The 14,256-nt window shown below is 64.5% G+C and carries 15 protein-coding genes; all 15 read left to right on the top strand.

All coding sequences use genetic code 11. The annotated features are described in order from the left end of the window. The first annotated feature begins 40 nt into the window (after positions 1-40). Complete coding sequence (fabF, locus tag ACSFBF_RS21325) at positions 41-1,285, top strand: beta-ketoacyl-ACP synthase II (RefSeq protein ID WP_093049422.1); 1,245 nt, start codon at positions 41-43, stop codon at positions 1,283-1,285. A gap of 154 nt (positions 1,286-1,439) precedes the next feature. Next, a complete protein-coding gene (locus tag ACSFBF_RS21330) occupies positions 1,440-1,781 on the top strand; it encodes a hypothetical protein (RefSeq protein ID WP_435470440.1) in 342 nt (113 codons plus the stop codon). A 10-nt stretch (positions 1,782-1,791) separates the two neighbouring features. Further along, positions 1,792-2,460 (top strand): RNA polymerase sigma factor RpoE, encoded by a 669-nt coding sequence (gene rpoE, locus ACSFBF_RS21335; RefSeq protein ID WP_258350709.1) that lies wholly within the window; start codon positions 1,792-1,794, stop codon positions 2,458-2,460. Positions 2,461-2,477: 17 nt separating this feature from the next. After that, positions 2,478-3,152, top strand: a complete 675-nt coding sequence (locus tag ACSFBF_RS21340) for a sigma-E factor negative regulatory protein (protein WP_435470442.1) — start codon at positions 2,478-2,480, stop codon at positions 3,150-3,152. 25 nt (positions 3,153-3,177) lie between these two features. Next, on the top strand, positions 3,178-4,254 hold the full coding sequence (locus ACSFBF_RS21345; RefSeq protein WP_435470444.1) for a MucB/RseB C-terminal domain-containing protein: 1,077 nt from the start codon (positions 3,178-3,180) through the stop codon (positions 4,252-4,254). A 94-nt stretch (positions 4,255-4,348) separates the two neighbouring features. Further along, complete coding sequence (locus ACSFBF_RS21350) at positions 4,349-5,830, top strand: DegQ family serine endoprotease (protein WP_435470446.1); 1,482 nt, start codon at positions 4,349-4,351, stop codon at positions 5,828-5,830. Positions 5,831-6,352: 522 nt separating this feature from the next. After that, the gene (gene lepA, locus ACSFBF_RS21355; protein WP_435470448.1) at positions 6,353-8,164 is read left to right on the top strand and encodes a translation elongation factor 4; all 1,812 of its coding nucleotides are present in this window, start codon (positions 6,353-6,355) and stop codon (positions 8,162-8,164) included. Between the two features lie 8 nt (positions 8,165-8,172). Continuing rightward, positions 8,173-9,144, top strand: a complete 972-nt coding sequence (gene lepB / locus ACSFBF_RS21360) for a signal peptidase I (RefSeq protein ID WP_435470450.1) — start codon at positions 8,173-8,175, stop codon at positions 9,142-9,144. Between the two features lie 39 nt (positions 9,145-9,183). Next, a complete protein-coding gene (locus ACSFBF_RS21365; RefSeq protein WP_258350703.1) occupies positions 9,184-9,552 on the top strand; it encodes a DUF4845 domain-containing protein in 369 nt (122 codons plus the stop codon). 17 nt (positions 9,553-9,569) lie between these two features. Next, a complete protein-coding gene (gene rnc, locus ACSFBF_RS21370) occupies positions 9,570-10,256 on the top strand; it encodes a ribonuclease III (protein WP_435470452.1) in 687 nt (228 codons plus the stop codon). 7 nt (positions 10,257-10,263) lie between these two features. After that, the gene (era, locus tag ACSFBF_RS21375; protein WP_435470454.1) at positions 10,264-11,229 is read left to right on the top strand and encodes a GTPase Era; all 966 of its coding nucleotides are present in this window, start codon (positions 10,264-10,266) and stop codon (positions 11,227-11,229) included. 1 nt (position 11,230) lies between these two features. Further along, on the top strand, positions 11,231-12,004 hold the full coding sequence (gene recO / locus ACSFBF_RS21380) for a DNA repair protein RecO (protein ID WP_435470456.1): 774 nt from the start codon (positions 11,231-11,233) through the stop codon (positions 12,002-12,004). Beyond that, entirely contained in the window at positions 12,001-12,768 is a 768-nt protein-coding gene (locus ACSFBF_RS21385; protein WP_435470458.1) for a pyridoxine 5'-phosphate synthase, read from the top strand. The genes recO and ACSFBF_RS21385 overlap by 4 nt, the downstream gene beginning before the upstream one ends. A gap of 13 nt (positions 12,769-12,781) precedes the next feature. Then, entirely contained in the window at positions 12,782-13,174 is a 393-nt protein-coding gene (gene acpS / locus ACSFBF_RS21390) for a holo-ACP synthase (RefSeq protein ID WP_093049461.1), read from the top strand. Then, positions 13,171-14,250: a beta-N-acetylhexosaminidase gene (nagZ, locus tag ACSFBF_RS21395; protein WP_435470460.1), complete on the top strand. Its 1,080-nt coding sequence runs from the start codon at positions 13,171-13,173 to the stop codon at positions 14,248-14,250. Before acpS ends, nagZ begins: the two co-directional genes overlap by 4 nt. Positions 14,251-14,256: the final 6 nt, after the last annotated feature.

Raw genomic sequence — 14,256 nt, forward strand, 5'->3', positions numbered from 1 at the left:
GACAGGCAACTGTTCAGCGCTTCCAGAAAGGTTTGCCGGCATGACCAAACGCCGCGTCGTCGTGACCGGACTCGGTTGCATCGCTCCTGTCGGAAACACCGCAACCGAATCCTGGGCCAACCTGTTGGCCGGGAAGTCAGGTATTGCGAACATCACCGCGTTCGATGCAAGCGCCTTCGCCTGCAAGTTCGCCGGTGAGGTCAAGGGTTTCGACATCACCCAATACATCTCGGAGAAAGAAGCGCGCCACATGGACCGCTTCATTCATCTGGGTCTCGCCGCCGCCATCCAGGCGGTGCAGGACAGCGGACTGCCGACTGGCGAAGCGCTGTCCTATGAAAAAGCCGTGCGCATCGGATGCAACATCGGCTCGGGCATCGGCGGTCTGCCGATGATCGAAGAGACGCACGGCGAACTGATGAGCCGCGGCCCGCGCCGCGTGTCGCCGTTCTTCGTGCCGGCATCGATCATCAACATGATCTCGGGCCACGTCTCGATCAAGTACGGCTTCAAGGGCCCGAACATCGCGGTCGTGACCGCCTGCACCACCGGCCTGCATGCCATCGGCACGTCGGCACGCATGATCGAGTACGGCGATGCTGACGTGATGATCGCGGGCGGCGCGGAGTCGACCATTTCTCCGCTCGGCATCGGCGGCTTCACTGCGCCTCGCGCGCTGAGCACCCGCAACGACGATCCCGCCACGGCCTCGCGTCCGTGGGACAAGGACCGCGACGGCTTCGTGCTGGGCGAGGGTGCCGGAGTGCTGGTGCTCGAAGAGTACGAACACGCCAAGGCACGTGGCGCCAAGATCTACGCGGAAGTCGCGGGCTTTGGCCTGACGGGCGACGCGTACCACATGACCGCGCCCGACGTCGACGGTCCGCGCCGCTCGATGGCCATGGCGCTGGCCAATGCCGGCGTCAACGCCGACCAGGTGCAGTACCTCAACGCGCACGGCACCTCGACGCAGATCGGCGACGTCAACGAGACCAATGCGGTCAAGCTGGCATTCGGCGATCACGCGAAGAAGCTCGTCGTCAATTCGACCAAGTCCATGACCGGCCACCTGCTGGGCGGCGCGGGCGGCATCGAATCGGTGTTCACGGTGCTGGCGCTGCACGAGCAGAAGAGCCCGCCGACCATCAACATCTTCAATCAGGATCCGGAATGCGATCTCGACTACTGCGCCAACGAGGCGCGCGATCTGAAGATCGACGTCGCGGTCAAGAACAACTTCGGCTTCGGCGGCACCAACGGCACGCTGGTGTTCAAGCGCGCTTGAGCACTGCTCTTTCATGCACAGCGCACCGTCGGTGACCTATCCGGTGGGGCGCTCGCGTGGCGCAACCCGGATTCTTGTTGTCCTCTGGGCCCTGGGTGCTTGCTGCGCAGGCGCGTCTTGCTATCTCTTCGATAGCGCTGGATGGCGCCAGCTGTTGCTGGTTCTCAGTGTCGTGTTTGCGGGCGTCGCCGCGGGCTTCGGCTTGCGACGCGATGGCGCGGGCGTTCTGCATTTCGACGGCCTCTACTGGTCGTTGACGGGAGGCCATGCCTCCCGGGCCGTGCATGCTGCCAGGGCGTTCGTGGCGCTCGATTTCCAGTCGCTGATGCTGGTGCGGCTCAGCGAGCCGGGCCGCGCCCGCCGCTGGGTCTGGATCGAGCAGCGGGCCATGCCTGAGCGCTGGCGCGACGTGCGCCGTGCGGTATATTCGCGCCCCCCGTCCGCAGCACCTGCGGGCGACCCCTGGCGCGCGACGGCTCCCGCCGACGCGCCCTGATCCTCCGTCAATGACCACTTCTCCGCCAGTGCCGCCGGATTCCGGCCTGACCGATGCGCCTGCCGTGGTGCGTCCGGGCGAGGTCGATTTCCAGCTGGTCCAGCGCACCGTCGCGGGCGACCAGAAGGCGTTCGAGCTGCTGGTCATCAAGTACCAGCGCCGCATCGAGCGCCTGATCGGGCGGATGGTGCGCGATGTCGACCTGGTCGAGGACATTGCGCAGGAAACCTTCATTCGCGCGTACCGCGCGCTGCACCAGTTTCGCGGTGAGGCGCAGTTCTACACCTGGCTCTACCGGATCGCCGTCAACACCGCCAAGAAGGCGCTGGTGGACATGAAGCGCGATCCGACTGTCTCCGAGGCCGCTCTCAGGCCTTCTTCTGAGGACGACGATGAAACTTACCGTCCCGGAAACGAACCAACCACCGACGAAACCCCCGAATCGGTCATGGCGGCGAATGAAATCGCCAGTGCCGTCGAGGCGGCCATGGAAGCACTCCCTGCCGAGTTGCGCCAGGCGGTCACGCTGCGCGAAATCGAGGGCATGAGTTACGAAGAGATTGCCGAGGTCATGGATTGCCCTATCGGCACGGTGCGTTCGCGTATTTTCCGGGCGCGCGAGGCCATTTCGGCCAGGGTCAAACCGCTGCTGGACAACCAGTCCGGCAAGCGTTGGTAAGTAAGCAGGTGAATGAAATGAATCAGACGATGACGGTTCGGGAACAGGTGTCCGCACTTGCGGATGGTCATTTGCAGGGCGAGGCGTTCGCGCAGGCGATCGAAGTGGTCTGCGCCGAAGGCGAGTCGCGCGAGGCATGGCAGGCCTACCACGTGGTGGGCGATGTGCTGCGTTCGGGCTCTCATTCGCCGTGCAGCGACACCTCGGCATTCCTCGCGCGCTTCCAGCAGCGATTGGCGGCGGAGCCTGTAATGGTCGCCCCCATGCCGGCGCCAGTCGCCGCACCGGTGGCACTGCCCGTGCAGCGCAGGGCGGAAGCGGCCAACGAGCCCGTGTTCCGCTGGAAGCTTGTGGCCGGTGCTGCGTCGCTGATGGCCGTGGCTGCCATCAGCTGGACCCTGGTCGGCAATGGCACGGCGGTGCCGCAAGGTGGTGCGCAGCTGGCTTCGGTCCAGCAGCAACAGCAGCCGGCGGTCAATTCGGTGCTGGCGGCAGCTGCGGTCAACAGTCCGCAACCCGCGAGCAATGCGCTGACCCCGACCCGTGTGATCGTGGGCAACGGCAATCCGCAGGTCATGCTGCGCGATCCGCGGCTCGATCAGCTGCTCGAAGCGCACCAGCAAGCTGGCGGCGCTTCGCAAATGCCTTCAGGCTTCCTGCGCAATGCCACTTTCGAGGGTCCGACGCGCTGAGTGCGCGCACCCCTAGCTGCCCGTAATGACCGTTCCGATGCCGATCTCCGCACGCGCCTTCGTGCTTGTGTTTGCCGCTTTTTGCCTTGCGCAGACTGCCACCGCGCAGACCCGCTCGGGCGCTGCGAATACAAAGAGCGCGGCGACTGCGCAGACGGACGAACCACCGGCCATGAGCGTGACCGAGTGGCTGCAGCGCATGCATGCGGGCGCCCGGCAGCGCAATTACGTGGGCACTTTCGTGGTGTCGGCGCCAGGCGGCGACCTGTCGAGCGCACGCATCTGGCATGTGCGCGACGGCGAGCATCAGATCGAACGCATCGAAGCTCTCTCGGGGCCGCCGCGCTCGACTTTCCGGCGCAACCGCAATGTCATGACCTTCCTGCCGGAGGCGAAGGTGGTGAAGGTCGAGAAGCGCGAGAACCTCGATCTCTTCCCGAACCTGCCGGACAAACCCGATTCGTCGATCGGCGATTTCTACGATGTGCGTGCGATCGGCAAGGACCGCGTTGCCGGCTTCGACGCCGACGTGGTGCAGCTGGTGCCGCATGACGCGCTGCGTTTCGGCTATCGCATCTGGAGCGAACGCCGTTCGGGCCTGGTGGTGAAGCTGCAGACCATCGACAGCGACTCCCGCGTGGTGGAGCAATCGGCGTTCTCCGAACTGCAACTCGACGCGCCGGTGAAGGCGCAGGCGCTCTCGCAGATGATGTCCAACACCTCGGGCTACCGCATCGAGAAGCTGGAGCTCGAGCGCAGCAACGCGCAGGACGAAGGCTGGACGCTGCGCACGCCCGTGGCCGGATTTAAGCCCCGAAGCTTCTTCCGCCGCCCGACAGCGGGCGACGACAGCGGCAAGTCGAAGCAGGACGCGGCCACGGTCCAGTGGACCTTCTCCGATGGCCTGGCCTCGGTGTCGCTTTTCATCGAGCGCTACGACGCGGCGCGCGCGCCCCGCGACGGCGTGCTGACCATCGGCGCCACCAACGCCATCCGCCGGCGTCTGCCCGAGCCGGCCAGCGACTGGTGGCTGACCGCAGTCGGCGAGGTGCCGCAGCAAACGCTCAATGCATTCGCTCAAAGCCTCGCGCGCACGCGCTGACAGGTCGAATAAGCGCCAATTGCGCTGAACCAAGCACGCAGCGCAAACTCATAGCACTTGTTTTCAGCCGCTCTGTTCTTTTGAAAGAAAACCGATGATCTTCAAAGTCGAGGGACACAAGTTTCGTTCCGGTCTGCTGGCTTGCGTGCTCGCACTGACTGCAAGCGCCACATTCCTTCCGGTCGAGCCGGTCCATGCGCAAACGCGCACGCTGCCCGATTTCACCGACCTGGTTGATCAGGTCGGCCCCTCCGTCGTCAACATTCGCACCGTCGAGAAGGTCGCCCAACGAGGCGGCAACGGTGAGATGGACGAGGAGATGCAGGAGTTCTTCCGCCGTTTCTTCGGCCAGCCTCTGCCAGGCCAACCGCGCCAGGGCCCGCGTCCCAATCGACCGCAGCCGCCGCAAGAAGAGGAGCGTCCGCGCGGCGTCGGATCCGGCTTCATCCTGACGGCCGACGGCTACGTGATGACCAATGCGCACGTGGTCGAAGACGCCTCCGAAGTGCTGGTCACGCTGCCCGACAAGCGCGAGTTCAAGGCCAAGATCGTCGGCGCCGACAAGCGCACCGACGTCGCGGTCGTCAAGATCGAGGCCACCGGCCTGCCTGCGGTGAAGGTTGGCGACATCTCCAAGCTGCGCGTCGGCGAATGGGTAATGGCCATCGGCTCGCCCTTCGGTCTCGAGAACACCGTCACTGCCGGTATCGTGAGCGCCAAGCAGCGTGACACCGGCGAGTACCTGCCGTTCATCCAGACCGACGTGGCCATCAATCCCGGCAACTCGGGCGGCCCGCTGATCAACATGCGCGGCGAAGTGGTCGGCATCAACAGCCAGATCTACTCGCGCTCGGGCGGCTTCATGGGCATCTCGTTCTCGATCCCGATCGACGAGGCGATCCGCGTGAGCGATCAGCTGCGCACCTCGGGCCGTGTCTCGCGGGGCCGCATCGGCGTGCAGATCGACCAGGTCACGAAGGACGTGGCCGAGGCCATCGGCCTGGGCAAGGCGCAGGGTGCGCTGGTGCGCGGCGTCGAAGCCGGCTCGCCGGGCGAGAAGGCCGGTGTCGAGCCGGGCGACGTCATCACCAAGTTCGACGGCAAGCCCATCGAGAAGCCGAGCGACCTGCCGCGCCTGGTAGGCAACACCAAGCCGGGCACCAAGAGCACGCTCACCGTGTTCCGCCGTGGCGCTTCGCGCGACCTCAGCGTGACCATTGCCGAGGTCGAGCCCGACAAGCCTGGCAAGCGCGCGAGCGACCGTGACGAACCGGCAGCGAAGCCGCCGGCATCTGCCGCCGCCAAATCGCTCGGTCTGGCTGTGAGCGATCTCACCGACGCGCAGAAGAAAGAGCTCAAGCTGAAGGGCGGCGTGAAGGTCGATGCCGCCAATGACGCCGCAGCCCGTGCAGGCCTGCGCGAAGGCGACATCATCCTGTCGGTGGGCAATGTCGAGGTGTCGAATGCGCGCGAATTCGAGTCCGCCATCGGCAAGGCCGACAAGAGCAAGGCGCTCAGCGTGCTGTTCCGCCGTGGCGATTGGGCGCAGTACGCCCTGATTCGTCCCGCACGCTGATCTGGCGCTGGCGTCAAGTGGCCCCACCCGGTAGTCGGGTTTGGGGCCATTTTTTTGAGGTGTTTACGACGTTCAGGCGCTGGCCCCTAAAAAAATCTGAGGGCTCGGAAATGCCGATTTTTGTTTGTGCTCACTAACTTTTAAAGAGGCTAAGGACGGATTTCGGTAGAATAGGGCACTCTCGGCGGTCGGTCGGCGCATAAGGAGTGCCCTGACCTTCACCATGCGAGATGTCAGACAGCAGTCCACCGGTGCTCCACAGATCGCCCACAAGTTGTTCAGTCACTGCTCCACCGATCCTGTTGATAACCTGTTCATATCTTTGATGTTGTGGACCTGCAACGACCCCTTTGGACCCCGTTCCCGGATGTACGTGCTTCCCTTTTTGCCTACAATGAAGTTCCAACTACTGCAGTTGCCATTGCTTGTTGGTTCAGGGCGCGTCTCCAGAAGACGCGCCCTTTTTTCTTGCCTGTCGCACTCTGCGCACGAGCCAATTCAAGTACTTAAGCGTTCCCGTTGATGAATCACATCAGAAATTTTTCGATCATTGCGCACATCGACCATGGCAAGTCGACGCTCGCAGACCGTTTGATCCAGCGTTGCGGCGGCCTCGCAGACCGAGAGATGGAAGCGCAGGTGCTCGACTCGATGGACATCGAAAAAGAGCGTGGGATAACCATCAAGGCGCAGACCGCTGCGCTGCACTACAAGGCACTCGATGGACAGGTCTACAACCTCAATCTGATCGACACGCCGGGTCACGTCGACTTCTCGTATGAAGTGAGCCGCTCGCTGTCGGCATGCGAAGGCGCGCTGCTTGTCGTCGATGCATCGCAAGGTGTCGAAGCACAGACGGTGGCCAACTGCTACACGGCGCTCGACCTCGGAGTCGAAGTGGTGCCTGTGCTCAACAAGATCGATCTGCCCAACGCGGACCTCGACAACGCGCGCACCGAAATCGAAGACGTGATCGGCATCGACGCGACCAATGCGATCCCGTGCTCGGCAAAGACCGGTGTGGGCATCGACGACATTCTCGAAGCCATCGTTGCCAGGATGCCCGCGCCGCGCGGCAACCCCGACGGCCCGCTGCGCGCGATGATCGTCGACAGCTGGTTCGACGCCTACGTCGGCGTCGTCATGCTGGTGCGCGTGGTCGACGGCCGGCTCGCCAAGGGCGATCGCATCAAGATGATGGCGTCGGGTGCGATGTACAACGCCGACAGCGTCGGCGTCTTCACGCCCGCCAACGAACCCCGCAACTCGCTCGAAGCGGGCGAGGTGGGCTACATCATCGCGGGCATCAAGGAACTGCAGGCTGCAAAGGTCGGCGACACAGTCACGCTGATCAAGGCCGGCACCGGTGGCGCCGCGGCAACGGCGACCGAGGCGCTGCCCGGCTTCAAGGAAATCCAGCCGCAGGTGTTCGCGGGCTTGTACCCCACCGAGGCGAGCGAGTACGACTCGCTGCGCGACGCACTCGAAAAGCTCAAGCTCAACGATTCCTCGCTGCGCTACGAGCCTGAGGTGAGCCAGGCGCTTGGCTTCGGCTTCCGCTGCGGCTTCCTCGGCCTGCTGCACATGGAAATCGTGCAGGAGCGCCTGGAGCGCGAGTTCGACCAGGACCTGATCACGACCGCGCCGAGCGTGGTCTACCAGGTGGTCAAGAACGACGGCGAAGTGATCATGGTCGAGAACCCGTCCAAGATGCCCGACGTCGGCAGGATGGCGGAGATCCGCGAACCGATCGTCACCGTCCATCTCTACATGCCGCAGGAATACGTCGGCTCCGTCATGACGCTGGCGAACCAGAAGCGTGGCGTGCAGATGAACATGGCCTACCACGGCCGCCAGGTCATGCTGACCTACGAGATGCCGCTCGGCGAGATCGTTCTCGACTTCTTCGACAAGCTGAAATCGGTGAGCCGCGGCTACGCCTCGATGGACTACGAGTTCAAGGAGTACCGCGCGTCCGACGTGGTGAAGGTCGACATCCTGCTGAACGGCGACAAGGTCGACGCGCTGTCGATCATCGTGCACCGCAGCCAGTCGCAGTACCGTGGCCGGGCCGTGGTGTCGAAGATGCGTGAGATCATTTCGCGCCAGATGTACGACGTGGCGATCCAGGCGGCCATCGGCGTCACCATCATTGCGCGTGAGACAATCAAGGCGCTTCGCAAGAACGTGCTGGCCAAGTGCTATGGCGGCGACATCACCCGCAAGAAGAAGCTGCTCGAGAAGCAGAAGGCGGGCAAGAAAAGAATGAAGCAGATCGGCTCCGTCGAGGTCCCGCAAGAGGCCTTCCTCGCCATTCTGCAAGTCGAAGACTGATCAAAAAAATGGCATTCATCACCACCCTGGTCCTCGCGGCCTTCGCTGCCTATGTCGGCGCCTGGTATTTCAACGCGATCGAAGGCAACTTTGCCTTGCTGCTGTTCCTGGCGACGGTGGTCACCGGCCTCTACTGGCTGGCCGAGCGCTTCTATTTCCTGCCCCGGCGCGAACAGGCCGCCGCCAAGCTTGAAGCCTCGCTGGCCGAGCGCAATGCGCGCCTGGCCGAGCAGGGCATCAAGCAGGTCGACACGGCCGACGCAAAGGCGAGCGAACGTTTGCTGATGCAGCCCTGGTGGCTCGACTGGACCGCCGGCCTGTTCCCCGTGATCCTGGTGGTGTTCCTGCTGCGCTCGTTCCTCTACGAGCCCTTCAAGATTCCGTCGGGCTCGATGATGCCCACGCTGCTGACCGGCGACCTGATCCTGGTCAACAAGTTCACCTACGGCCTGCGCCTGCCCGTGATCAACACCAAGATCACCGACGGCACGCCACTGGCGCGTGGCGACGTGGTGGTGTTCCGCTACCCGCCCAAGCCGAGCATGGACTACATCAAGCGCGTCGTCGGCGTCCCGGGTGACGAGGTGGCCTACCTGAACAAGAAGCTCACCGTCAACGGCCAGCCGGTCTCCAAGGAGGCGGATGCCGACTACCTCGACGGCGAATCGATGCGTCTGCTCAAGCAGTACACCGAGAACCTCGGCAGCAAGCAACACAAGATCCTCAACGACGAAACCACACCGTCCTACATTCCCGGTGCCAGTGGTTTCAACTTCCCGGGCATCGAAAACTGCCGCTACTCGGTCGAGGGCGTAGTCTGCAAGGTGCCGGCCGGCAACTATTTCATGATGGGCGACAACCGCGATAATTCGGCGGACTCGCGTTTCTGGGGCTTCGTGCCGGACAAGAACATCGTGGGCAGGGCGTTCTTCGTCTGGATGAACTTCGGCGATCTGGGTCGCATCGGTCCGTTTCAATAAGCATTCATCTGAATAGTTCAGTTCGAGGGGTATGAGGGCATGAGAACACATCGGTTCGTTCGCAGCAGGGCTGCGCAACAACGCGGCATTTCGTTCATCGGCTTGGTGTTCGTCGCGGTCGTGCTCGGGTGCCTGGGCGTGGTCGTCGCGCAGGTCATTCCGACGCTGATCGAATGGCAGGCCATCGACAAGGCTGCCAACAAGGCCAAGGAAGGCGCAACCGTGCCTGAAGTGCGCGCCATCTTCGATCGCGCCCAGGCCATCGACGACTTCAAGTCGGTCAGCGGCAAGGATCTCGACATCAAGAAGGTCGGCGACAAGGTGGTCGTGTCGTATTCGTACGAGCGCGAGATTCCCTTGTTCGGCCCGGCTTACCTGACGCTCAAGTACAAGGGCGAATCCCGCTGAACACGGCGCCCAAAAAGGTGGAGGGCAGCCTCGCCGCGCTGCAGGCGCGCCTCCAGCACACCTTCTCCGATCCGCGGCTGCTCCAGCTCGCGCTCACGCACCGCAGCTTCTCGGCCGACCACAACGAGCGCCTCGAGTTTCTTGGCGACTCGGTGCTGAACCTGGCGGTCTCGCACCTGCTCTACATGCGCCTGTCGGCCCTGCCCGAAGGCGACCTGTCGCGCGTGCGGGCCAACCTGGTCAAGCAGGACACCCTGCACCGCCTGGCGGTGGGGCTGGCGCTGTCGCCGCTGCTGCGTCTCGGCGAAGGCGAGGCGCGCTCGGGTGGGCCCAACCGGCCGTCGATCCTGGCCGATGCGCTCGAAGCGTTGATCGGCGCCGTCTATCTCGATGCCGGCTTTGCGGCCGCCCAGTCGCTGGTGCACCGGCTCTACGAGGCGGTCGAAATCAATCCGCGCATGGAAGCTGCGGCCAAGGACCCGAAGACCGAATTGCAGGAATGGCTGCAGGGTCACAAAATGAAGCTGCCGGTGTATCGCGTGGCCGCCACACTGGGCGCAGCGCACAAGCAGACTTTTGATGTCGAGTGCGAGGTGTCCGAGTTGGGGCTTCGCGAACGCGGCATCGGCGGCTCGCGCCGCGCCGGCGAGCAGGCGGCCGCGGCCGCCATGTTGATCCGGCTCAAGGCACGCGGCGCCGCGTGAAATCACTATGAACGATGCTATCAATCCCGTAGCGGAACCCGAAGACGCAGAAGGCGCGGCGGGTGCTGTCGGACCTCAACACTGCGGCCTCATCGCCATCGTCGGCAAGCCCAATGTGGGCAAGTCGACGCTGCTCAATGCACTGGTCGGCCAGAAGATCAGCATCACCTCGCGCAAGGCGCAGACCACGCGCCACCGCATCACCGGCATGCGCACGCTGGGCGCCACGCAGTTCGTGTTCGTCGACACGCCGGGCTTCCAGACCCTGCACGCCAACGCGCTGAACAAGTCGCTCAACAAGACCGTGCAGGGCGCGGTCGGCGATGTGGACCTGATTCTTTTCGTGGTCGAGGCCGGCAGCTTCACGCCGGCCGACGAGCGCGTGCTCAAGCTGCTCGGCAAGGGCATCCCGACCGTGCTGCTGGCCAACAAGCTCGACAACGTGCACCGCCGCGGCGACATCGCGCCCTGGCTGAAGACCATGCAGGAGAAACACAGCTTCGCCGAGTTTGTGCCCATGTCGGCGAAAAACGCCAAGGACGTCGAGCGCCTGTTCGGCATCTGCGAGAAGTACCTGCCCGAGCAGCCCTGGTTCTACGACGAGGACGAGCTGACCGACCGTAGCGAGAAATTCCTTGCCGGCGAACTGGTGCGCGAGAAGCTGTTCCGCCTCACCGGCGACGAGCTGCCCTATACCTCAACCGTCATCATCGACAAGTTTGAGGAAGAGCCGCCTCAGAAAAAAGGCCAGAAGCGCCTGTTGCGTATCGCCGCCACCATCGTGGTCGAACGCGACGGCCACAAGGCCATGGTGATCGGTGACAAGGGCGAGCGCATCAAGCGCATCGGCATGGAAACCCGTGTCGAGCTCGAGAAGCTGGCCGACGCCAAGGTGTTTCTCGAACTGTGGGTGAAAGTGCGCTCGGGTTGGGCCGACGACGAAGCCCGCGTGCGCTCCTTCGGCTACGAATGAAGTGGCCGCTGCCCACCGCGTTTCGCACGAACCGGCCTATGTGCTCCACCGCTACGACTGGAGCGAGTCGAGCCTGATTCTCGAAGTCTTCACCCGCCACCACGGGCGCATCGCGCTTGTGGCCAAGGGGGCGAAGCGGCCGAGTTCCAACTTCCGGCCGGTGCTGCTGCCGCTGCAGCCCCTGCAGCTCAATTACGGCGGCGACGCCGAGATCCGCACGCTCAAGGGCGCCGAATGGATGGGCGGCCATGTGATGCCGACCGGCGAGGCGCTGCTGTCGGGCTACTACGTCAACGAACTGCTGCTGCGCCTGCTGGCGCGCGACGATGCCCATGAAGCGCTGTTCGACGCCTACGCCGGAGTCGTTCAGGTGCTGGCGGGCGACCACGTCGGCGCGCAGGCCGCGACCCAGGCTGCCGCGCTGCGTGCTTTTGAGTTGCTGCTGCTGCGCGAAGTCGGCCTGCTGCCGTCGCTCGACGCGCAGACCCTCACACTGGAGCCGCTTGCCGCCGAGCAGCGCTACAGCCTCGTACCGGAAGCCGGCCTGCGCCAGGCCGCCGACGACGAGGCCGCACTGACCGGCGCCGACTGGCAGGCTCTGCAGGCGGTTCTCGACGACCGCGCCCCTTTTACCGCCACGTTGCGTGAAATTGCCACCATGAACGCAGGCAGCAACAGCGCCCTGCGAAACCAGTTGCGCGCCTTGCTCAACTACCATTGCGGCGTGTCCACGCTGCGCACGCGGCAAATGATGAGAGATCTGCAAGCACTATGAGCACTTCAGGCACCACCGGCACCGCCACCTCGCTGTCCGTCAACCTCAACAAGGTCGCCCTGGTCCGCAACACGCGCCACCTGGGCATTCCGAGCGTGGTGAAAGCCGCGCAGGCCTGCCTGGCGGCCGGTGCGCAGGGCATCACCGTGCATCCGCGGCCCGATGCCCGCCACATTCGCGCACACGACGTGAGCGACCTCTCGGCGCTGCTCGCCAAGGACTGGCCTGCCATCGAGTTCAACATCGAAGGCAACCCCTTCCAGAACCTGATGGATTTCGTGCGCACGCTGAAGCCGCACCAGGCCACTTTCGTGCCCGACAGCGAAACTCAGTCGACCAGCGACCACGGCTGGACCTTCCCTGACGACGCCGAGCGCCTGCGCCCCCTGATCGCAGAAGCCAAGGCGCTGGGCGTGCGCGTCAGCCTCTTCATGGACCCGATTCCCGAAATGATGGCTGCGGTCAAGGCCGTGGGCGCCGACCGCGTCGAGCTCTACACCGAAGGCTATGCCGCATCGCGTGGAACGCCCGACGAGCAGGCCGTGCTCCAGCGCTATGCCGACACGGCGCGCGCGGCCCATGCTGCGGGCCTGGGCATCAACGCCGGCCACGACCTGAGCCGCGACAACCTGACGGCTTTTCTGCGGGCAGTGCCCGGCGTGCAAGAGGTTTCTATCGGCCATGCCTTCGTGGCCGACGCGCTGGAGCTCGGCTACACAGCCGCCACGCGCGACTACCTGCGCTGCATCAACGAGGCGCAATGAGCGCCGGCGCCGCATGATCTACGGCATTGGCACCGACATCTGCGACCTGCGTCGCATCGCCGCGACCTTCGAGCGCCAGGGCGAACGCTTTGCCCGCAAGGTGCTTAGCGACGCCGAATTTGCGGTCTGGAAAGCCCGCAGCGAACGTTGGCCCAAGCGCGGCCTCAGCTACCTCGCCACGCGCTTCTCGGCCAAGGAGGCCTTCAGCAAGGCCATCGGCCTGGGCATGCGCATGCCCATGAGCTGGCGCTTGTGCGAAATCGCGAACCTGCGCAGCGGCAAGCCCGTCATCGTGCTGCATGGTGGCCTGAAGGACTGGTTCGAAGCACAGGGCCTCACAGCCCACGTGACCGTGACTGACGAAACCGAATACGCCGCGAGCTTCGTGGTGGTGGAGAAGCTATGACTGCCGGGCCCGCCGCTCGCCCCCATGCGCCGCTGATCATCGATGTGGCGGCTACCGAGCTCAACGACGCCGACCGCCGCCGCCTCGCCAATCCGCTGGTCGGTGGCGTGATCCATTTCGCCCGCAACTGGCAGGACCGCGCGCAGATGACCGCGCTCAATGCCGAGATCAAGTCGATCCGCCCCGACTTGCTGATCTGCGTCGACCACGAGGGCGGCCGCGTGCAGCGCTTTCGCACCGACGGCTTCACCCACTTGCCGTCGATGCGCGCACTCGGTGAGCTGTGGATGCGCGACGCCATGCGCGCCACCCAGGCTGCGACGGCGGTCGGACAGGTGCTGGCGGGCGAGCTGCGCGCCTGTGGCGTCGATTTCAGCTTTGCGCCGGTGCTCGACCTGGACTACGGCGGCAGCAGCGTCATCGGCAGCCGCAGCTTTCATCGCGATCCGCGAGTGGTGGCGCTGCTGGCCAAGAGCGTGATGCACGGCATGCTGCAGATGGGCATGCGCAACTGCGGCAAGCATTTTCCGGGGCATGGCTTCGTGCAGGCCGATTCGCACGTCGAGATCCCGGTGGACAAGCGCAGCCTCAAGGCCATCCTGGACGACGATGCGCGGCCCTACGACTGGCTGTCGGGCACGCTCGGCGCGGTGATGCCGGCGCACGTGATCTATCCGAAGGTCGACAAGCGGCCGGCGGGTTTCTCGTCGAAATGGCTCAAGGCGATCCTGAGGCAACGCTTTGCCTTCGACGGTGCAGTGTTCAGCGACGACCTGAGCATGGAGGCGGGCCGCTACATCGATGGTCGGCTGCTCAGCTATACCGATGCGGCGCTGGCTGCGCTCGAAGCTGGCTGCGACATGGCGCTGCTGTGCAACCAGAGCATCGGGGAGGGGCGCCTGCTCGACGACTTCCTCGAAGGCTTCGAGGCTGCTGCGCTTGCGGGCCGATGGCAGCCGGACGCGAGCAGCGAAGCGCGCCGCCAGGCGCTGTTGCCGCAGGCCGCCGCACCCGATTGGCCGACGCTCGTCGCTTCACGCGGATACCGCGATGCGAGGCGGTTGACGGACGTTTGAAGGCTG

The organism is Variovorax nivicola (genome assembly GCF_051216475.1).
In the GTDB taxonomy this organism is placed as follows: Bacteria; Pseudomonadota; Gammaproteobacteria; order Burkholderiales; family Burkholderiaceae_C; genus Variovorax.